This is a genomic window from Corallococcus exercitus (genome assembly GCF_042231735.1).
Lineage (GTDB): Bacteria > Myxococcota > Myxococcia > Myxococcales > Myxococcaceae > Corallococcus > Corallococcus exercitus_B.
In genome coordinates this window covers 2,162,100-2,183,580 of record NZ_CP102577.1, presented here as the reverse complement: position 1 = coordinate 2,183,580, position 21,481 = coordinate 2,162,100, and the positions used below count along the sequence as shown (strand labels likewise).

Below are 21,481 nucleotides of genomic sequence, written 5' to 3'. Positions count from 1 at the left end.
TCCAGCAGGCCCCGGCGGAGGGGGGCGGGACTTTACGAGTAGTCCTCGCGCCTTCGCCTCTGAGTCGGCCCCACGCCACGGAAGTCCCTCGGGACTCGCCATGCCCTTCCCTCTCGATGGCTACCCAGCAGGGTGGATCCGCACTCCCTTGCGACAGGCCGTGAGACAGGCGTGTCTCACGGTGTGTCACCGGGTCATGTAAAATCCTGAAAACGGCCTAAATCCGCTAAGCGCTTGATTTTGTTCGGACGTGGTGCGGCGCCAGTTGGAGGATTCTTGCTGCCCCCCGTCCACCAGCTCGTCGAGCGACGAGCGACCGAACTCTCCTCCCAGATCGCTGTCGCTTCCCGGGCCCGCTCCCTCACCCATGCCGCGCTGAATGCGCAGGCGAACCGGCTGGCCCATGCGCTGATGGCCCGGGGCGCCGGGCCGGACGTCCTCGTCGGCGTCTGCCTTCCACGCGGCGTGGAGCTGGTGGCGTCCGTCCTGGGGGTTCTCAAGGCCGGCGCGGCCTGGCTTCCGCTGGACCCGTCCGCCCCTCCTGAGCGCCTGCGGTACATGGCCGTCTCGGCGGGAGCCCGGTTCGTCATCGGCTCTGGGCCGGCCGTGGAGCGGCTCGCGGCGGACGGCCTCCAGGTCCTGGCCCCGGGAGCCCTGGGGCTTGATGCGTTCCCGGACGTGAACCCGGGCGTCACCGTCCAGCCGGATCACCTCGCCTACGTGATCCACACCTCGGGCTCCACGGGGTTGCCCAAGGGCGTGATGATCAGCCACCGGGCCCTGTCCGCCTTCACCGAGTACCACTGCGGCACGTTCGGCCTCTCTCCAGCGGATCGCATCGGCGTGATTGCCTCGCCGGGCTTCGATGCGTTGGTCATGGCCCTCCTGCCTTCGCTGGCCGCTGGCGCTCGCCTGGAGCTTCCTCCCGACGAGGAGACCCGCCTGTCGCCCCAGAAGCTTCAGGACTGGCTGCTGGCCCGGGACATCACCTGCGTCTTCCTGCCCACGCCCCTGGCCGAGCGCGTCCTCCCGCTGTCCTGGCCCGAGTCCTGCGCCCTTCGCCTCGTGCTCACCGGCGGTGACCGGCTGCACCTGCGCCCCAGGCCCGGGCTGCCGTTCCAGCTCGTGAACGGCTACGGCCCCGCGGAGTGCACCATCTACAGCACGTCCGGGATCGTCCCTCCCGGTGACACCTCGCCTGAGGATCAGCTGCCGTCCATCGGCCGGCCCATCGACGGCGTCGAGGTCCACCTCCTCGGTCCGGAGCTGCGGCCCGTGGCGGAGGGCGAGACCGGAGAGCTGTTCATCGGCGGCCCCGGTCTGGCTCGTGGCTACGTGGGCACGCCGGACCTGACCGCCGACCGCTTCATTCCGGATCCGTTCTCCCGCTTCGGCGGCGAACGGCTGTATCGCACGGGGGACCTGGGCCGCCGGTTGCCGGATGGCTCGCTGGAGTTCCACGGCCGTTCGGACCGTCAGGTGAAGGTCCGCGGCATCCGCATCGAGCCCGCGGAGATCACCGCCGCGTTGCTGACCCATCCGCACGTCGGAGCCGCGCACGTCATGGCGCGGAGCACCGCCGGGTCCGAAGGCCACGACGTCTCCTTCGTGGCGTGGTTCGCGCCGAAGGACGCTCGGGCTGTCCCCGGGACGGAGCAGCTCCGCGAGCACCTCCGCGCCTGGCTCCCCGAGGCCATGCTCCCCCGGACCTTCGTCGTCGTGGACGCCCTCCCCCTGGGTCCCACCGGCAAGGTCGACGTCCAGGCGCTCCCCACGCCTGAAGCCCACGCGACCCGAAGCAGCGCGTACGTCGCGCCCCGCACGGAGCTGGAGCATGGGCTCGTCCGGGTGTGGCAGGAGGAGCTGCACCTCGACGCCATCGGCATCGAGGACGACTTCTTCGAGCTGGGCGGGCACTCCCTGTTGGCCACGCGGATCACCGCTCGGGTCGAGGACGTGCTGGGCCTCCCGCTGTCGCTGACGGAGCTCTTCGCCCACCGCCGCATCTCCCAACTGGCGAACGTGCTGGAGTCGCGGCGGGCCGTGCCCGTGAAGGCCGCGCTGCCGCCCGTGGTCCGCGTCGCCGACCCCGAACGGGCGCCGCTCTCCGTGCAGCAGGAACAGGTCTGGTTCCTCCAGAAGCTGTCCCCCGGAAGCATCTCCTACCAGGCGCAGACGACCGTCCGAGTGCTGGGCGGACTGGACCTGGTGGTGCTCGAACGCGCCGTGACGGAGATCACCCGGCGCCACGAACTGCTGCGGACGACCTACGAGGAAGTCGACGGCCGGCCATGGCAGCGCGTCCTCCCCGTGACGCCGGTCCAGGTCCCGCTGATCGACCTGTCCGGGCTGCCCTCGGACGAGCGCGAGCACCGGCGGGAAGAGTCACTTCGCCAGGAGCTGCGCCGGCCGTTGTCGCTCTTCGAGCCGCCGCTCGCGCGCTGGACCCTCATCCGACTGACTCCGGATGATCACGAGCTGGTCCTCGTGGAGCACCACGTCGTCCACGACGGCGTGTCCTTCTCCGTGCTGATGCGGGAGCTGGACGCGCTCTACAACGCCTATCTGCGAGGAGAGCCGTCGCCGCTGCCAGAGCTTCCGGTGCAGTACCGCGACTTCGCGTCGTGGCAGCGCGAGGCGCTCGAGGGTCCGGCCATGAAGGCCCAGCTCGACTTCTGGCGGAAGCGGCTGGCCGGTGCTCCCGAGGTGCTGCCGCTGCGCACCGACCATCCGCGTCCCCGCGTGCAGACCTTCAACGGCGACCTGCTCCGGTTGGAGCTGCCTCCCGCCCTGCCCGGTGCCCTGCGCGCCTTCTGTCAGGCGGAGGGTGTCACCCTCTTCAACGCCCTCTTCGCCGCCTTCGCCACGCTGCTGCATCGCTACACCGGCGAGCAGGACCTGTGCATCGGTTCGGCGTTCGCGGCCCGGGCGGGCGTGCGGAACATCGAGAACGTCATCGGCATGTTCGTCAACGCCGTCGTCCTCCGGTGTGACGTCTCCGGCGCGCCGTCGTTCCGGGAGCTGGTCCGCCAGGTGCGGGACCTCACCGTGGAGGCGGCGGAGCACCAGACGTATCCGTTCCTCAAGCTGATTGAAGCCCTGGGCGTGAAGCGCGACCCCAGCCGGAATCCGCTCGTGCAGGCCATGTTCAGCTTCCACGATTCCGCCGTGCGGAGTCCCCGGCTGGGCGAGGCCTCGTGCACCATCTTCGAGCGCGGCAATGGCTCCTCGAAGGTGGACCTGGACGTCGTGGCCATTCCGCATGCGGGCCGATACCTGGGCGACAAGGAGCGCGGCGACGCGCGCATCTCACTCATCTGGGAGTTCAACCGGGACCTCTTCGACCGCTCGACGATGGAGCGGATGGCCGCGCACTTCCTCCGGTTGCTCGAAGCAGCGGTGGCCAGTCCCGGCACGTCGGTGTCGCGCCTGCCGATGCTCTCGGACGCGGAGCGACAGGTCCTCCTGGGCAACGGCTCCGCGACCTCCGCCAATGCCGAGCCGCCAGTGCATCAGCAGGTCCTGGCGCAGGCCCTGCGGACCCCTGACGCGGTGGCCGTGCGCGACGAGGCAGGCCCCCTCACCTACTCGGAGCTGGTCCGGCGCGCGACGCTGCTCGCCGCGCAGCTCCGTCAGCAGGGCGCGGATGTGGAGTCGGTCGTCGGCGTCTGCACGCCTCGTGGTGCGGACCTCGTCACGGCCGAGCTGGGCGTGATGCTGTCCGGAGCCGCCTTCCTTCCGCTGGATCCGGAGCACCCGGCTGAGCGGATCGCGCTCATCCTCGGGGATGCTGGTGTCCGGCAGGTGGTCACCACCGGACCCCTCGCGGATCGACTTCCCGCCACGCTGGAGCGCGTGCGCATCGAGGACTTCCGTGCGCCCGGCACGCCTCGGGGCGAGCTGCCCACGGAGGTGCGTCCCGGTCAGCGTGCCTACGTCATGTACACCTCCGGCTCTACTGGCGTCCCCAAGGGCGTGGTCGTGGAGCACGGCGCGCTGGCCCACCTTGTCGGCTGGCATCGACGCGCGTTCGGGTTGAATGCGAACAGCCGCACCACGCTGCTGTACTCGCCCGCGTTCGATCCGTCCGTCGCGGAGGTCTGGCCCGCACTCACCGCGGGCGCGACGCTGCACGTGCCTGTTCAGGACGTGCGCCTGTCCCCGGAGCGGCTTCAGGCGTGGCTCCTCTCTGAACGCATCACCTTCACGGACCTGCCCACCGCGCTCGCGGAACGTCTGCTGGCCCTGCCATGGCCGGCGGCGTGCGAGCTGCGCACGGTGCTCGCGGGCGGAGACCGGCTCCACGCGCGTCCGGCGCCCGGACTCCCGTGGCGGCTGTTCAACCAGTACGGCCCCACCGAGACCACCGTGACGGCCACCTCCGGCGAGGTGCTGCCAGCGGGGCCGGAGGAAGCACTGCCCGCCATCGGCCAGCCCATCGACGGGACCTCGGCCTATGTCCTGGATGCGGAGCTGCAGCCGGTCCCTCCAGGTGTCGCGGGTGAGCTGTACCTGGGAGGGGCCGGCGTGGCGCGCGGCTACCTGAACCGCCCGGACCTCAGCGCCGCGAGCTTCCTCCCTGACCCGTATGCCGCGCACCCGGGCGCGCGCATGTACCGCACGGGTGACCGGGTCCTGTGCCGGCCGGACGGGGCGCTCGAGTTCCTGGGCCGCATGGATGCGCAGCTCAAGGTCCGTGGCTTCCGCGTGGAGCCCGCGGAGGTCTCCGTGCGGCTGCGCACGCATCCGGGACTCTCCGAGGCGCACGTTCGCGCGTGGAGCCCTCCAGGTGGAGTGCCTCAGCTGGTCGGCTACCTCGTGCCTCGTGCCGGGCAGGCCGTGCCCACGCCGGCGCGGCTGCGTGAGCACCTCGCCCGCGAGCTGCCCGCGTACATGATCCCCTCCGCCTACGTGGAGCTGAAGGCGCTGCCGCTCACCCACGGCGGCAAGGTGGATGAGCGGGCGCTGCCCGAGCCCACGCCTGGAACCCAGGCGCCCCAGGTCCCGCTCGCGAACGAACAGGAGCGGCGGATCGCCGGCATCTGGTGCGAGACGCTTCGCCTGGAGCGCGTGGGCGCGGAGGACAACTTCTTCGACCTCGGTGGCCACTCGTTGCTGCTGGCCCAGGTGCAGCACCTCTTGAAACAGCGCATGGGCCACGACGTGCCCATGGTGACGCTGTTCGAGTTCCCCACCGTCCGTGCGCTCGCCGGACATCTCCAGGGCCGGGACGATGGTGGCGAGGCCGCGGCCGCGCAGGAGCAGCGCCAGGAGCAACGGCGCAGTGGGCGTGCGCGCCTGCTGGGCCGTCAGGGCCGGCTGACGTCGGACCGCTCCCGGGAGGAAGTGGAATGAGCGCGTCACTCGACCTGATGGAGGAAGAGGATCGCTCCGCGCACCTCGCGGTGGTGGGCCTGGCGTGCCGGCTCCCCGGTGCGGCCAACGCGGCGGAGTTCTGGTCCAACCTCGTTGGCGGCGTCGAATCCATCACGTTCTTCGGTCCGGACGGACGGCCCTGCGCCGAACCTCCCACCGAGCGCGCTGTCGGCGAGGCGGTGCCCGCCTTCGGTCTCGTCGCCGACGCGGACCGGTTCGATGCGGCGGCCTTCGGCATCTCGCCGCAGGAAGCGCTGATGCTGGATCCGCAGCACCGCGTGTTCCTGGAGTGCGCGCGGGAGGCGCTGGAGGACGCCGGGTATGATCCGGCTCGCTACCGGGGCGCCATTGGCGTCTTCGCGGGCGGGAGCGAGACGGACTATCTGTCCACGCTGCGCGCCCGGAGGGACCTGCTCGCGGGTGCGAGTGACTGGCAGCTCCGGCTGGCCACGGGCGTGGACTTCCTCACCAGCCGCGTGGCCTACAAGCTGGGACTTCGCGGGCCGGCCGTCACCGTGCAGACCGCGTGCTCCACGTCCCTGGTCGCGATCCACCTGGCCGCGCAGGCGCTGCTCGCGGGTGACTGTGACATCGCGCTGGCGGGAGGCGCGTCGGTGCACGTGCCGCCCCGGTTCGGCCACTACAGTGAGGGCGGGCCGCTGTCTCCGGACGGCCGATGCCGCGCGTTCGACGCTCGGGCGCAGGGCACGGTGGGCAGCAATGGCGCGGGTATCGTGGTGCTCAAGCGGCTCGCGGATGCGCTGGAGGATGGGGACACCATCCGTGCCGTGCTCCGGGGTACCGCCGTCAACAACGATGCCGCCGGGAAGATCGGCTTCACCGCGCCGAGCGTCGAAGGCCAGTCCCGCGTCATCGAGACCGCCCTGCATGTCGCCGGTGTGGAGCCCGCGAGCATCAGCTACCTCGAAGCGCATGGCACCGGCACGCGACTGGGAGATCCCATCGAGGTCGCCGCGCTGACCAAGGCCTTCGGTGCTCGCGAGGGTCAGCCCTGCTGGCTGGGGTCGGTGAAGACGAACATCGGCCACACGGATGCGGCGGCGGGCGTGGCGGGCTTCATCAAGGCGGTGCTCGCGCTGGAGCACCGGAAGCTGCCACCCAGCCTGAACTTCGAGCAGCCCAACCCGGAGATCGACTTCGCGCACGGCCCCTTCCGCGTGAACACGGCGCTGCGGGACTGGGACACCGGGGGGCATCCCCGGCGGGCCGGTGTCAGCTCCCTGGGCATTGGCGGCACCAACGCGCACGCCGTGCTGGAAGAAGCGCCCGCCCTGCCCGGCTCCGAACGGTCGCGCTCCCCGCAACTGCTGGTGCTGTCGGCCCATGGCCCCGCGGCGTTGGCCCACGCCGTGGACCGACTGGGCGGGCACCTGCGCGCGCATCCGGAGGTGGACCTGGGGGACGTCGCCTGGACGCTCCAGGTGGGACGTGGCGCGCACAAGCACCGCGCATTCGCCGTGGGCCAGGACCCCGCCGATGCGCTCCGTGCACTGACGGAACAGGAGGACTCCTCGCGGCAGGAGGCCGGTGAGCGCCAGGTGGTGTTCATGTTCCCCGGGCACGGTGGACAGCACGTGGGCATGGGCCGGGAGCTGTACGATTCGCAGCCGGCGTTCCGTGAGGCCGTGGACGCGTGCCGTGCGCACCTGACGCCGCTCCTCGGGTTCGACCTGGGGACGGTGCTCCATCCGGATCCCTCGGACGCCGTCGCGATGGAGCAGGCGGCTGTCCGGATGCGCGAGTTCGTCACCGGCCAGCTCTCCGTCTTCGTCATCGAGTACGCGGTGGCGCGACTGTGGAAGCGCTGGGGCGTGCAGCCCGCCGCGGTGGTAGGGCACAGCCTGGGGGCCTATGCCGCGGCCACGGTGGCCGGGGTGTTCCGGCTGGAGGACGCGCTGCGGTTGGTCCTGGAGCGCTCGCGCATCCTCGCGAGTCTGCCCTCGGGCGCGATGCTGGCCGTGCCATTGCCCGAGTCGGAGCTGGCGCCCCTGCTTCACGGAGGGCTCGCACTGGCGGCCGTGAACGGGCCCGCGCAGTGCGCGGTGTCCGGCCCGGTGGCGGAGATTGAAGCGCTCCAAGCGGGGCTCACTGCGCGCGGTGTGGAGCCGAAGCTGCTGCGCATTCCAGGCGCGGGACATTCACCGCTCGTCGAGCCGTCACTGACCGCGTTCACCGCCTGCGTCCAACGCGTCGAGCGGCATCCTCCGCAGCTCCCGTGGATCTCCGATCGGACCGGCGTGGCCGTGACGGCGGAAGAGGCCGTGGACCCGGCGTACTGGGCCGCGCACCTGCGCCACACCGTGCGCTTTGGCGATGCGCTGAACACGTTGTTCGCCGGCCCGGCGAGCATCTTCCTGGAGGTCGGACCCGGACGAACGCTGGCGACGCTGGCTCGTCAGCACCCCGGCGTGGGCCCCCACCTCACGGTGGCCACCCTCCCCCATCCCGCGGACAACACGTCCGATGCGGTCAGCGCGCTCACCGCCGCCGGACGCCTGTGGAGCGCGGGCGTCCCGCTCTCCTGGCAGGGACTGCACGGGGGCGCCCGCCGCCGCCGGGTGCCGCTGCCCACGTACCCGTTTGAACGGCAGCGCTACCTCGTGGAAGTCGAAGCGCCGGGCACGTCCGCGACGGTGACGAAGCCCGCTGTCGTCATCGCCACGGACGTGCCCATGCGGGCCGACGCTGAGCCCATGGGCACCAGCGAGGCGCCGGAGCTGCCCGAGGACGAAGTCGTGCGCCGGGTCGCCACCGCGTTCGCGGAGGTCCTGGGGCTGGCCCGGGTCGGGATCCATGACAACTTCTTCGCGCTGGGAGGCGACTCGTTGATGGCGGCGCAGCTCATTGCCCGGCTGCGTCCGCATGTCTCCGCGCCGCTCAAGGTGAAGGCCATCTTCCGCGCGCCCACCGTGGCCCGACTGACCCGCTTCATCGAGGAGTCCGCGCAGTCATGACTCCCCCCTCTCCCTGGCTCGCGTGCCGCATCCGGCGTCCGGAGGCCTCCCTGCGCCTCTTCTGCTTCCCGCACAGCGGCGGCTCCGTGGGCGAGTACGTCCGCTGGGCGGACCTGCTCCCGGACATCGAGGTCTGGGGCATCCAGCTTCCGGGCCGGGGGGCTCGGGCGGAAGAAGCGCCGTTCACGCGGCTGCACGACCTGGTGGACGCACTGGTGCGCGAGGTGGACTTCGGAACGTCCTTCGCGTTCTTCGGTCACAGCCTGGGGGCGCTCGTGGCTTTCGAGACCGCGCGCCGCCTGCGCGACCTGGGCCGGGCAATCCCCGACGCGCTGTTCCTCTCCGCGGCCCCGGCCCCCCAGCTCCCCCCGCGCGGCATCCCCGCGAGCCACCTGGACGAGGACGGACTCCTCGCCGCCCTGGAGCCCACCTACGGCGAGCTGATCCACGAGCTGCGCGAGGACGAAGAGCTGCGCGAGCTCATCCTCCCGGGCCTGCGCGCGGACCTGCTCCTCGTGGAGTCCCACCGGCATGAAGACCGCGCGCCTCTTCCCTGTTCGATGACCGTCACGGGCGGCACCCAGGACGACCTGACCCGCGCGGAGCTGGAGCCATGGCGTGTCCACGCCACCGGGCCCTTCGCGCTCCACCTGCTCCCCGGTGGCCACTTCTACCTCCGGGATCCGGAACCGAAGTCCACCCTCCTGCGCCTCATCGCGGAGCCCCTCTCCCCAAGGAACCCGAACCCATGAGCCATGAGCCGCTGCACCCCGCCACCCGCAGCCGCGAGGGCTTCCTGGGCCAGCTCTTCGCGGGGAAGCTCCGCTGGGACCTCGTCCGCGCGTTCCCTGATCAGGACCCCGAGGAGCGCCGGCAGGGAGACGCCGTCATCGCCGAGGTCGAGCAGTTCCTCCAGGCGCACGTGGACCCGGCCGAGATTGAGCGCACGGGACGCATCCCGCCGGAGCTGCGAGAGGCCCTGCGCTCGCGCGGCTACTACAAGCTCCAGGTGGAGCGGGAGCTGGGAGGCCGGGGCCTCTCCATGCTGAACACCTTCCGCGTCATCGAAGCCGTGATGAGCGTGTGCCTGCCCGTCGGCTACACGCTGGCCATCCACAGTGGCCTGGGCGCGGGCGCCATCATCGAAGCCGTGCAGGACGGTCCCCTCAAGGACTACGTCCGGGGCCGGGTCGCCGATGGGGTCATCTCCGGCTGGGCCGACACCGAGCCCATCGGCGCCTCCGTTCGGCGCGCGTCCACCACCGCCGTGCCCACGGAGGACGGGACGGCCTATGTGCTCAACGGCGAGAAGGTCTTCATCGGGAACGGGTCCATCGCGGACCTGCTGAACGTCACCGCGACGCTCCAGGAGGACGGCCGCGAGCAGATCAGCCTCTTCTTCGTGGAGACCTCCAGCCCCGGCTTCCACGTCCGCGCCGAGCACGGGCTGATGGGCCTGCGCGGCCTGCCCATCGCCGCGCTGGGCTTCGAGAACGTGCGCGTGCCAAAGGAGCGGATGCTCGCGATGGCGCAGGAGCACTGGCGGAACACGCCGCTGCTGGAGCCGCTCAGCGCCCTGGGCCGCATGTACATCATCGTGGCGGCGTCGCTGGCGCTCTCCAAGAAGTGCCTCCAGTGGTCGCGCGACTTCCTCCACCGGCGCCTCGCGCAGGGGCGCAGGCTGGGGGACTTCGATGAGATCCAGCGTCAGGTGTCCGCCACCGCGGCGGAGGTCTTCGCCATGGAGAGCGTGGCCCGCTGGAGCCTCACGGGCGTGACGGCGGACACGCTGCCCCTGCGTTGGTTCGAACAGGTGGCGGCCAAGAACATCGCGTCCCTGACGTGCGCGCGCATCACGGACCGGACGATGTCGCTGCTCGCCGCGGAAGGCTACGAGACCTCCGAGAGCAAGGCCGCCCGTGGCGCGACCCCGGTTCCGCTGGAGCGCACGCTGCGCGATGCCCGGGCCTTCCGGGTCGCGGGCGGCGTGGACTTCCTCGTGGACCACAAGGCCGCGCGCGAAGGGCTGTTCTCCCTCTACTACCCGTCGGCCTCGCACGCGGCGGAGCTGGAGTCGCCCCCGGCCCCCCTGCCGGTGGAGGAGCACCTGTCCCCGCGCAACCGCGAGCACCTCCAGCACACGGCCCGTGAGGTGCACCGGCTCGCGAAGCGAAGCCTGGACCTGTCGCGCCGCCATCCGGAAGCGGGAGTCCTGCACGCGCGCCAGCGGACGCTCATCCTGATGAACCAGCTCTGCAACGAGCTGTTCACCATGTCCATCACGCTGGCCCACGCGTCGGCCCTGGCTTCACGGGGACAGCCCCACGCCGATGCATTGGCGGACGTCTACTGCACCGCCGCGCGCTTCCGGCTGGAGGACCTCTGGCGCCAGGCCGACGCCGACACGGAGCCTGACTTCGCGGGCGTGAGCGAGCGCTGGCTGTCCGGGGACACGCTCGACTTCCTGCTGTCCGACGTGCTCCTCCGGAAATGATCCGCATGGCGCATCGCGCAAACGGCCCCGCGCCGTCTTTGTGGAGGACAAGCTTCTTTGACCCCATACGGGCCGCGCCGCCCGCCAGGAGCGCCGTGCACAAAACCTGTCCGACTGTCGGACAGGTTGGCGCCGCCCGAGGCCCGAAGCCGCGCCGTCCCGGCACGCGGTGAAAAAGCTGTCCGACAGTCGGACAGGTTCGTGGTGCCCGAGGCCCGGGCCCCGCCGTCCCGGTAAGCAGTGAAAAGCTGTCCGACAGTCGGACAGGTTGGCGCCGCCCGAGGCCCGGGGCCGAGCCGTCCCGGTACGCGGTGAAAAGCTGTCCGACAGTCGGACAGGTTCGCGGTGCCCGAGGCCCGAGGCCGCGCCGTCCCGGTACGCGGTGAAAAGCTGTCCGACAGTCGGACAGGTTCGCGGTGCCCGGGGCCCGAGGCCGCGCCGTCCCGGTACGCAGTGAAAAGCTGTCCGACAGTCGGACAGGTTCGCGGTGCCCGCGGCCCGGGGCCTCGCTGGCCTGGCGCGTGACGAGGATGGTCTGGCCCGGCGTCGAGGTGTTCGCGAACCTTATGGCGCGGTGCGTGAACAGGCCGCCGTGTCATCGCGATGGATGACGCCGTCCTTCATCACGAAGAAGACCTTCTGCGTGACACGGATGTCCTTCAACGGATCGCCCGGCACTGCGACGACGTCCGCCAGCTTCCCGGGCTCCAGTGTCCCCAGCTTGTCCGCCACGCCCAGCAGCTCCGCCGCGTTCACAGTGGCGGTGCGCAGCGCCTCAGCGGGCGGCAGGCCTGCCTCCACCAGCAGCGCGAACTCCTGGGCGTTGCGGCCGTGCGCGAACACGCCCGCGTCCGTGCCGAAGGCGATGCGCACGCCCATGGAGATCGCCTTGCGCAGCACGTGCTCCCGCCGCTTGTCCACGGCGCGCAGCTTGGCGACCGTGTCCGGGGGGAGCTTGCCCTGATCCGCCAGCTCCTTGATTCCGAAGAATGCAAAGGCCGTGGGCACGTACCAGGTGCCCTTCTGCTTCATCAGCGCCACGCCCTCGTCGTCCATCAGCGTGCCGTGCTCGATGGAGTCCACGCCCGCGCGGATGGCGCGCTTCGCCCCTTCCGCGCCATGCGCGTGCGCGGCCACCTTGCGCCGGTGCGCGTGCGCTTCATCCACCACCGCGTCCAGCTCCGCCTGGGTGAGCTGCGGCGCGTCCGGGTCCGCGTTGAGGCTCATCACGCCTCCCGTGGCGCAGACCTTGATGAGGTCCGCGCCGTACTTGAGGTTCTCGCGCACCTTGGCTCGCAGCGCGTCCGGACCGTCCGCCACGCCGGGGCTGGCGTCGTGGGCGAGCAGGCCCTTGCGGAAGGAGTTGCCGTAGTCGCAGTGCCCACCCGTGGAGCTGAGGCTGGACGTCGCCGCGAGGATGCGCGGCCCCACCACGTTGCCTCGCGCGATGGCGTTGCGCAGGCCCACGTCGATGAAGTCCTCCGCGCCCAGGTTGCGCACGGTGGTGAAGCCCGCCATCAGCGTCGCTCGAGCCCACGGCAGCGTGTCCAGCGTCTGCTCGGGGATGGTGCGCTGGAAGCTGTCGACCAGGTCCTTGCGCCAGTCCGGCCCGGGCTCCACGGTCAGGTGCGTGTGCGCGTCCATGAAGCCCGGCAGCAGCGTGGCGTCGCCCAGATCCACGACGCTCGCGCCCTCGAGCACGGGCGCCTTCGGTCCCACGCCCACCACCCTTCCCTCCGACACCACCACCACGCCCGGCGTGACGACCTTCCCCGCCTTCGCATCGAAGAGGCGCGCGGCCTTCAGGACCTGGACCCGCGCGGGTGCGGCGGCGTTGGAGGACAACGACAGCAGGAGGGACCCGAAGAGCAGAGCGCGTCGCAAGGTCCCGCCATGCTACCGGCTTGGTTCATCCCGCGCGCAGCCGGTCGAACTCCACCGCGCAGTGCGCGGAGAACACCTTCACTTCGTGTCCGTGTGCACGCACCAGGCCGCGCAGCCGCTCCTGGTTCTGGAGCCGCACGGCGTTGTCCGCGGAGTACAACCGCTGGAACAGCGCCACGCCCCACGGGCTTCGCGGCGCCACCGGATCCACTTCCTGGTGGTTGAAGTACGCGTCCCCCGCGTGCAGCACCCAGCCTCCGGGGCCCTTCACCGCGACGCCGCAGTGGCCCGCCGAGTGGCCCGTCAGCGGCACCAGCAGCACCTCCGCGTCCAGGCCCGGAATCACCCGCACCGCCTCGAAGCCGAACCAGCGCTCCCCGTCCACCGCGTACCGGCTCCACTTCGGCCCGTGGGCCCACTGCACCGGCTTGTACCCGTGCCTCGCGCCCGCCACCGGGGGCACCACGGCCGCGGCGTGCTCGTCCCCGAAGACGTGGACCTGGGCGTCCGGGAAGTCCGCCAGCCCCCCGACGTGGTCCAGGTCCAGGTGCGTGGGCACGATGTGCCGGACGTCCTCGCGCTGGAAGCCCAGGCGCTCCACCTGGGCCAGCGCCGTCTCCGCCGGATCCAACCGGGGCGTGTTCCGCCTCACGAAGCGCTGTCCCAGCCGGCCCTTCGCGTCCCGCACGTCCCGGGTGCCAAGGCCCGTGTCCACGAGGACGAGCCCCCGCGACGTCTCCAAGAGCAGGCAGTGGCAGACCATCCGGGCCCGCTCGAACAGCCCGCCCGAGCCCGTGACGAACCGGGCGCTGGCGGGACACAGGGTTCCGCAGTTGAGGTGGTGGATTCGCATGCCCGGCAAGGTACGAACCGGGCCCCGGTGCCCGATTGGAGGAATCGGCCATGCGCCCCGGCGCGGCTTGAAAGCCCCGGCCCGGCCGCCCCATGCTCCCCGGTGATGGCCGCTCCGCCCGACACCGCGCTGGCCCCCCGGGCCGACCTGTCCCGCTTCATCCAGCGGGTGCGCGTGCTCTGGCGCGGTCCCTCCCCGGGCGACTACGTCCGCGTGCCGGACGGCACCGTGGAGCTGGTGGTCCGCGTCACCCCCACGACCTGCGACGTGCACGCCCTGGGGCCCCGGGAGCAGGTGCTGCGCAAGGCGCCCTCGGAGGTGCCGCCGGACACCCTTGGCATCCAGTTCAAGCCCGGCGGCGCCTACCCCTTCTTCGGCCTGCCCATGTCGGAGCTGGCCCACCGCTCGCTCTCCATCGACACGCTCTGGGGCAAGGCGGACGGCGCCCGGCTCCGCGCCGCGCTCGCGGAGGCCCCCACCTCCCAGGCCCGCCTGCGCACCCTGGAGGCCGCGCTCGTGGACCGGCTCCACCGCGACGACGTCTTCGAACCGGCCGCCGCGTACCTCGTGCGGCGTGGCATCCGCCTGCTCACCGGCGCCGTGGAGATCCCCCGCGTCGCGGACCTGGCCCGCACCCTGGGCGTGAGCGAGCGGCACCTGCGCCGCGCCTTCGATGACGTGCTCGGCATGGGACCCAAGTCCTATGCCCGGCTGGTGCGCTTCCAGCGCGCACTCCAGGCCTCCACCGTCCAGGGCGCACGGCCGGACTGGGGAAGCATCGCCGCCGGTGCGGGCTACTATGATCAGGCCCACCTCATCGCGGACTTCCGGGCCGTGCTGGGCACCACGCCGGGCGCGTGGATGCGGGCCCGGGCGGCCTGAGCCAGCTCGGACGCGGTGCGTCGGGACGCGGCGGGTGGGAAATCCGCCTGCCTGCCAGGGGTCCCAGGGAATCCTTCGGGCGCCCGGACGTTGTGCTGCTGGCGCGGGCGTTTTCCCAGCTTGACCGCCGCTGGGGCATCCCTCACAAACGCCCCGTCCCCGCGGGTCTCCGTCCCGCGGCCCGAAAGGATCCCAACTCATGAAGCGATTGGTCGTCATCGCCGCCCTCGTGGGTGCCGCCCCGGCGCTCGCCGATGAAGGCATGTGGACGTTCAACAACTTCCCCGCCGCCAAGGTGAAGGAGAAGTACGGCTTCCAGCCGGATCAGCAGTGGCTGGACAAGCTGCGCCTGGGCGCGGTGCGCCTGGCCGGCGGCTGCTCCGCCAGCTTCGTGTCGCCGGATGGCCTGGTGATGACGAATCACCACTGCGCGCGCGGCTGCATCGAGCAGCTGTCCAGCGCGAAGCAGGACTACCTAGCCAACGGCTTCTACGCGAAGACGCAGGCCGAGGAGAAGCAGTGCCCGGCGATGGAGGTGAACCAGCTCGTCGAGATCACCGACGTGACGGATCAGCTCAACAAGGCCACCCAGTCGATGACCGGCAAGCAGTACTCGGACACGCTGAAGGCGGAGATGGCCAAGGTGGAGAAGGCCTGCGCCAACGGCGACGACAAGGTGCGCTGTGACGTCGTCACGCTGTACCAGGGCGGCAAGTACAACCTCTACAAGTACCGCCGCTTCCAGGACGTGCGCCTGGTGTTCGCCCCGGAGCACGCCATCGCCTTCTTCGGCGGTGACCCGGACAACTTCGAGTTCCCCCGCTACGACCTGGACGTGACCTTCGTGCGCGTCTACCAGGACAAGCAGCCGGTGAAGACGCCGGACTACTTCAAGTGGTCCGAGCACGGCGCGAAGGAAGGCGAGCTCACGTTCGTGGCCGGCAACCCGGGCCGCACGTCGCGCGCGCTGACCATCGCGGAGCTGGAGTACATCCGCGACGTGTCCATGCCCAAGACGCTCATGTACCTGTCCGAGCTGCGCGGCATGGTCACCGAGTTCCAGAAGCGCGGCCCCGAGCAGAAGCGCATCGCCAACAACCTGCTGTTCGGCGTGGAGAACAGCCTCAAGGCGTCCAAGGGCCGCCACGAGGCGCTGCTCGACAAGAAGTTCTTCGCCTCCAAGGTCGCCGCGGAGCAGGAGCTGCGCAAGAAGGTCGACGCGAACCCGGAGATGAAGAAGAAGTACGGCGCGGCGTGGGATGAGATCGCCAAGGCCGAGGCGCAGCTCGTCAACCTGCGCAAGGACCTGAACTTCATCGAGCAGGGCCAGGGCATCTCCTCCACCCTGTTCAGCATCGCCAAGACGCTGGTGCGCGCCGGCGACGAGCTGCCCAAGGACAACGGCCAGCGGCTGCGTGAGTTCAACGACGCCAACCAGCCCGCGCTCAAGGCGCAGCTGTTCAGCCCCGCGCCCATCTACCCGGAGCTGGAGATTGCCCGCCTGACGTTCAGCCTCACCAAGCTGCGTGAGGAGCTGGGCGGCAAGCACCCGTTCGTGAAGAAGGTGCTGGGCAAGGAGTCCCCGGCGCAGGTCGCCACCCGCGTGGTGAAGGGCTCCAAGCTGGCGGACGTGAAGACGCGCCAGGCGCTCTTCGACGGCGGCAAGAAGGCCGTGGACGCGTCCAAGGACCCGATGATCCAGCTGGCCCTGCTGGTGGACCCGGACGCGCGCGCCATCCGCAAGAAGTTCGAGGAGGAGGTGGAGTCCGTCATCAAGAAGAACAGCGAGCTCGTCGCCAAGGCGAAGTTCGACATCTACGGCACCAGCCAGTACCCGGACGCGACCTTCTCCCCGCGCGTGTCGTTCGGCTCGGTGAAGGGCTACACGGAGGACGGCCAGCAGGTCGCCCCCATCACGCAGATGGCCGGCGCCTTCGAGCACGCCACGGGCCAGGATCCGTACGCCCTGCCCAAGTCGTGGGTGAAGTCGGAGAAGGTCATCACCGGCACCACGCCGATGAACTTCGTCACCACCAACGACATCATCGGCGGCAACTCCGGCTCGCCCGTGGTGAACAAGAACCACGAGATCGTCGGCCTGGTGTTCGACGGCAACATCCAGTCGCTGGGCGGTGAGTACGGCTTCGACGAGTCCGTCAACCGCACCGTGTCCGTGCACTCGGACGCCATCATCGAGGCGCTCCAGAAGATCTACGGCGCCAACCGCGTCCTGGAAGAGCTGCGCCCCGGCAGCACCAAGGTGCCGCCGGTGAAGGCGAACCCGGCGGGGTAGTCCTTCCCACCGCGTCCTGAAGTCCCCAGAGGCTGTCCGGTGCGAACCGGGCAGCCTCTTCTTCCTGGTAACGTGCGCCCCATGTCGCACGACGCCCGAAGTGAGCAGTTCATGCGGGACGGGTTCCTCCGCATCGACGGGGCCTTCCCCCGCGAGCTCGCGGACGAGGCCCGGGCCATTCTCTGGAAGGACACGGGCTGCGACCCGGACCGGCCCGCCACCTGGACCCGGCCCGTCATCCGCCTGGGCATGTACACGCAGAAGCCCTTCGTGGACGCCGCGAACACGTCCGTGCTGCACGCGGCTTTCGACGCGCTGGTGGGCCCTGGCCGCTGGCTGCCGTGCCGGGCCATGGGCACGTTCCCCGTGCGCTTCCCCTCCCCGGATGATCCGGGCGACGCGGGGTGGCACATCGACGTGAGCTTCGACTTCGACAAGCCGGACTTCATGGACTGGCGCGCCAACGTCGCCTCGAAGGGCCGGGCGCTGCTGATGCTCTTCCTCTTCTCCGACGTGGGCGAGGACGACGCGCCCACGCGCATCCGGGTGGGCTCGCACCAGGACATCGCCCGGCTGCTGGGCCCGGCGGGCGAGGCGGGCCTGACGCTCCGGCAGCTCGCGGCCAACGGCTTTTCAGAGTCCGCCCACCGGCGGGAGGTGCTGGCCACGGGCGAGGCGGGCACCGTCTACCTGTGCCACCCCTTCCTCGTGCACTCCGCACAGCCCCACCGGGGCACGCGGCCGCGCTTCATGGCGCAGCCGCCGCTCCTGCCCCGGGAGCCGTTGAGCCTGGCGCGGCTCCCGGAGGACACATCGCCGGTGGAGGAGGCCATCCGGCGCGCGGTGACCTGAGGCCCCTGCCCTGCTACCGCCTCACTCCCACTCGATGGTGGCGGGCGGCTTGGAGGAAATGTCGTAGACGACGCGGTTGATGCCGCGCACCTCGTTGGTGATGCGCGAGGAGATCTTCTCCAGGATGGGGAACGGGATGCGCGCCCAGTCCGCCGTCATGCCGTCCACGCTGGTGACGGCGCGCAGCACGCAGGTGGACTCGTAGGTGCGCTCGTCGCCCATCACGCCCACGCTCTGCACCGGCAGCAGCACGGCGAAGGCCTGCCAGACTTCCTTGTACAGGCCGGCCTTGTGGATCTCCTCCTGCACGATGGCGTCCGCGCGGCGCACCAGGTCCAGGCGCTTCTCGTTCACCTCGCCCAGCACGCGGATGGCCAGGCCCGGGCCCGGGAAGGGCTGGCGGGAAACCATCTCGTCCGGCAGGCCCAGCTCGCGGCCCAGCGCGCGGACCTCGTCCTTGAAGAGCTCGCGCAGGGGCTCCACCAGCTTGAGCTTCATCGTCTCCGGCAGGCCGCCCACGTTGTGGTGGCTCTTGATGGTGACGGACGGGCCCTTCCAGGACACGGACTCGATGACGTCCGGGTACAGCGTGCCCTGCGCCAGGAAGCCCGCGTCCTGCACGTCGCGCGAGGCCTCCTCGAAGACGGCGATGAACTCGCGGCCGATGATCTTCCGCTTCTGCTCCGGATCCGTCACGCCGGCCAGCTTCGACAGGAAGCGCTCGCGCGCGTCCACCGTCTTGAGCGGCACGTGGAAGCGGTCCACGAAGAGCGCCTCCACCTGCGCGCGCTCGCCCTGACGCAGGACGCCGTTGTCCACGAAGATGCACTGGAGCCGGGGGCCGATGGCCCGGTGCAGGAGCAGCGCCGCCACGGAGCTGTCCACGCCGCCGGACAGCCCGCAGATGACGCGGCCCTCTTCGCCCACCTGCTTGCGGATGGTCTCCACCGCCTCGTCGATGAAGCCCTTCATCGTCCAGGAGCCGGTGACCTTGCAGTCCGTGAAGAGGAAGGCGCGCAGCATGGCCTTGCCCTGCGGCGTGTGGACGACCTCCGGGTGGAACTGGAAGCCGTACCAGGGGTTCGTCTTGTGGGCCGCCGCCGCGAAGGGCGAGTTGCCGCTGCGGCCGATGGCCTCGAAGCCGGGCGGCAGCTCGTCCACCCGGTCGCCGTGGCTCATCCACACCTGGACCTGGTCACCCGGGCGGAACTCCGCGAAGGGGCCCCGCGCGGAGAGGACCTCCACCGCCGCGCTGCCGAACTCGCGGTGGGCTCCCCGGTCGATGCGGCCGCCCAGGAGCTTGGAGATGAGCTGGAGGCCGTAGCAGATGCCCAGCACGGGGACGCCGGCCTCGAAGACGTAGGGGTCGCAGCGCGGGGAGCCGGGCGCTTCCACGGACGCCGGCCCGCCGGAGAGGATGATGCCGCGCGGCGCGAACTGGCGGATGTCGGCGGCGGGGAGGTCCGGGCGGTGGATCTCGCAGTAGACGCCCAGCTCGCGCACCCTGCGGGCGATGAGCTGGGTGTACTGGCTCCCGAAATCAAGGATCAGGATCTTCTCGGAGTGCAGGTCCACCGGCGATTCTCCCAGGGGGCGTCGTTGACGGGTGGGGGCCCTTATCGCTACAAACTTCGGGAAATCAACGCTGAAAGGCCGTCAATTGTTCGTGCGCCGCCTGTCCGCTTCCACTGCAGCAGCCATGCTCCTCCTGTCCGCTTCGGGGTGCGTGAAGGAGATCACCTCCGACGAACGCCTGGAGCGAGACACCCGCAGCGTCGCGGTGAAGGACTCGCCCGGGGTCAGCGAGCTGTCCAAGCTCACCTGTGACGACACCTCCGCGCCCCTCAACAAGGCGCGGGACGTGAACCGGCCGGAGTCGGACCGGCTGGTGGACTACGTCAATCTGTACTCGTCCCTGAAGGACCGCACCCACACCTTCGAGGAGGCCATGGCCCGCAACCCGGACCTGAGCTACCGCGAGGGCAGCCAGAACCTGGTCAACGCCAAGGACACCTGCATCCAGCAGACCGCGGACGTCCGGGTGGAGTTCGAGACCTACCTGCGCGAGCTGGTGGAGGTCCCCACCGTGCAGGAGATCAAGGGCGGCAACACCGTCACGGTGGCCCGCCTGGACTTCGGCACCCTGAAGAAGGCCATTGAGACGCTGGACCCGGACGACCGCGAGTCGCTCCTCCAGCGCGTCAACGCGGCGGAGAAGCGCGTGTCCACCACGGCCGCCCCCGCCGAGGATGCGTCCGGCGGCGGCAAGCGTCGCGGCAAGTAGTCCCTGAAGTCCCTCCCCCGGCGCCCTGTCCGGGGGAGGCTCCCCTGCCCTACTCCATCCGGTAGTTGGGCGCTTCCTCGGTGATGATGACGTCGTGCACGTGGCTCTCCTTGAGCCCGGCGGACGTGATGCGCGTGAAGGTGGCCTTCGTGCGCAGCTCCTCGATGGTGGCGCAGCCCACGTAGCCCATGCCGCTGCGGATGCCGCCCAGCATCTGGTGCACGTTCATGGAGAGGCTGCCCTTGTACGGGACGCGGCCCTCGATGCCCTCCGGCACCAGCTTCACCGCCTCCACGTCGGACTGGAAGTAGCGGTCCTTGGCACCCTGCTTCATGGCGCCCAGGCTGCCCATGCCGCGGTAGCTCTTGTAGCTGCGGCCCTGGTACAGGATGACGTCGCCGGGGGACTCCTCGGTGCCGGCGAACAGCGAGCCGATCATCACGGAGCTGGCGCCCGCGGCGAGCGCCTTCACGATGTCGCCCGAGTACTTGATGCCGCCGTCGGAGATGATGGGGATGCCGTGCTTGTCCGCCTCGCGGGCGCAGTCATCCACCGCCGTCACCTGGGGCACGCCCACGCCGGCCACCACGCGGGTGGTGCAGATGGAGCCCGGGCCGATGCCCACCTTCACCGCGTCCACGCCCGCCTCAATCAGGGCGCGCGTCCCTTCGGCGGTGGCCACGTTGCCGGCGATGAGGTCGAAGCCCTTGAAGTTCTTGCGCGTGTCGCGCACGCCCTCAATCACGCCCTTCGAGTGGCCGTGCGCGGTGTCCACGACGATGACGTCCACGCCCGCCTTCACCAGCGCGTCGATGCGGGCCTCGCGGTCCGCGGACACGCCCACGGCGGCGGCGCAGAGCAGGCGGCCCTTGGCGTCCTTGGCGGCGTTGGGGTGGGTGCGGCGCTTCTCGATGTCCTTGATGGTGATGAGGCCCTTGAGCTCGTAGGCCTCGTTCACGACGAGGAGCTTCTCGATGCGGTGCTCGTGGAGGAGCTTCTGGGCGTCGTCCTGGGAGATGCCCTCGCGGCCGGTGACGAGCTTCGTCGTCATCACGTCCTCGACCTTCTGGGAGAAGTTCTTCTCGAAGCGCACGTCGCGGCTGGTGAGGATGCCCACCAGGCGCTTGCCCTGCACCACGGGCACGCCGGACACGCCGTGCATCTTCATCAGCTCCAGGGCGCGGGCGAGCGGTGCTTTGGGCTCAATGGTGATGGGGTCCACCACCATGCCGCTCTCGAACTTCTTGACCTTGAGGACCTCCAGGGCCTGCTGCTCGGGCGTCATGTTCTTGTGGATGACGCCGATGCCGCCCTCCTGCGCCATGGCGATGGCGGTGCGCGCCTCCGTCACGGTGTCCATGGCCGCGGACAGCAGGGGCACGTTCAGCCGGATGTTGCGCGTCAGGCGGGTGGAGAGGTCGGCATCACGCGGGGTGACGGCGCTCTCACCGGGCAGCAGGAGCACGTCGTCGAAGGTGAGGGCCAGCCGGATATCGGGGTTCAACATGGGGGCTCCCGGAGGCCCCGCGGGGCACCAGCGCCCGGCGGGTGCGTGTCCATACGGTTTGCGCGGCTGCCGCGCAACGGA

General features: G+C 70.6%; 12 protein-coding genes. 8 read left to right on the top strand and 4 right to left on the bottom strand.

The genetic code is table 11. The features are described from left to right. The first annotated feature begins 276 nt into the window (after window positions 1-276). Genes NR792_RS08045 through NR792_RS08030 form a run of 4 tightly spaced genes read left to right on the top strand, consistent with a single transcriptional unit; the run spans window position 277 to window position 10,845 of the window. A complete protein-coding gene (locus NR792_RS08045; RefSeq protein WP_375759487.1) occupies window positions 277-5,355 on the top strand; it encodes an amino acid adenylation domain-containing protein in 5,079 nt (1,692 codons plus the stop codon). Beyond that, the gene (locus NR792_RS08040; protein WP_375759486.1) at window positions 5,352-8,351 is read left to right on the top strand and encodes a type I polyketide synthase; all 3,000 of its coding nucleotides are present in this window, start codon (window positions 5,352-5,354) and stop codon (window positions 8,349-8,351) included. Before NR792_RS08045 ends, NR792_RS08040 begins: the two co-directional genes overlap by 4 nt. After that, window positions 8,348-9,103, top strand: a complete 756-nt coding sequence (locus NR792_RS08035) for a thioesterase II family protein (protein WP_375759485.1) — start codon at window positions 8,348-8,350, stop codon at window positions 9,101-9,103. The genes NR792_RS08040 and NR792_RS08035 overlap by 4 nt, the downstream gene beginning before the upstream one ends. After that, on the top strand, window positions 9,100-10,845 hold the full coding sequence (locus NR792_RS08030; RefSeq protein ID WP_375759484.1) for an acyl-CoA dehydrogenase family protein: 1,746 nt from the start codon (window positions 9,100-9,102) through the stop codon (window positions 10,843-10,845). Before NR792_RS08035 ends, NR792_RS08030 begins: the two co-directional genes overlap by 4 nt. Window positions 10,846-11,409: 564 nt before the next feature. Here NR792_RS08030 and NR792_RS08025 read toward each other — a convergent pair. Together NR792_RS08025 and NR792_RS08020 are read right to left on the bottom strand one after the other, a co-directional pair. Further along, entirely contained in the window at window positions 11,410-12,729 is a 1,320-nt protein-coding gene (locus NR792_RS08025; RefSeq protein ID WP_375759483.1) for an amidohydrolase family protein, read from the bottom strand. A 25-nt stretch (window positions 12,730-12,754) separates the two neighbouring features. Next, window positions 12,755-13,582, bottom strand: a complete 828-nt coding sequence (locus NR792_RS08020) for an MBL fold metallo-hydrolase (protein WP_375759482.1) — start codon at window positions 13,580-13,582, stop codon at window positions 12,755-12,757. A 105-nt stretch (window positions 13,583-13,687) separates the two neighbouring features. Between NR792_RS08020 and NR792_RS08015 the strand changes: the two genes are divergently transcribed. The 3 genes from NR792_RS08015 to NR792_RS08005 all read left to right on the top strand — a co-directional run bounded on the left by NR792_RS08015 (window position 13,688) and on the right by NR792_RS08005 (window position 17,609). Continuing rightward, window positions 13,688-14,464, top strand: a complete 777-nt coding sequence (locus NR792_RS08015) for a helix-turn-helix domain-containing protein (protein WP_375759481.1) — start codon at window positions 13,688-13,690, stop codon at window positions 14,462-14,464. A 199-nt stretch (window positions 14,465-14,663) separates the two neighbouring features. Then, entirely contained in the window at window positions 14,664-16,757 is a 2,094-nt protein-coding gene (locus tag NR792_RS08010) for a S46 family peptidase (protein WP_375759480.1), read from the top strand. Between the two features lie 81 nt (window positions 16,758-16,838). After that, entirely contained in the window at window positions 16,839-17,609 is a 771-nt protein-coding gene (locus NR792_RS08005) for a phytanoyl-CoA dioxygenase family protein (RefSeq protein WP_375759479.1), read from the top strand. Between the two features lie 21 nt (window positions 17,610-17,630). On the opposite strand, the gene guaA is transcribed toward NR792_RS08005, so the two are convergent. After that, window positions 17,631-19,184 carry a glutamine-hydrolyzing GMP synthase gene (guaA, locus tag NR792_RS08000; protein ID WP_375759478.1) on the bottom strand — a complete coding sequence of 518 codons (1,554 nt, stop codon included), beginning with the start codon at window positions 19,182-19,184 and terminating at the stop codon, window positions 17,631-17,633. A 124-nt stretch (window positions 19,185-19,308) separates the two neighbouring features. On the opposite strand from guaA, the gene NR792_RS07995 reads away from it, so the two are divergent. Beyond that, entirely contained in the window at window positions 19,309-19,893 is a 585-nt protein-coding gene (locus NR792_RS07995) for a hypothetical protein (RefSeq protein WP_375759477.1), read from the top strand. Between the two features lie 49 nt (window positions 19,894-19,942). On the opposite strand, the gene guaB is transcribed toward NR792_RS07995, so the two are convergent. Then, the gene (guaB, locus tag NR792_RS07990) at window positions 19,943-21,400 is read right to left on the bottom strand and encodes an IMP dehydrogenase (protein WP_375759476.1); all 1,458 of its coding nucleotides are present in this window, start codon (window positions 21,398-21,400) and stop codon (window positions 19,943-19,945) included. Window positions 21,401-21,481: the final 81 nt, after the last annotated feature.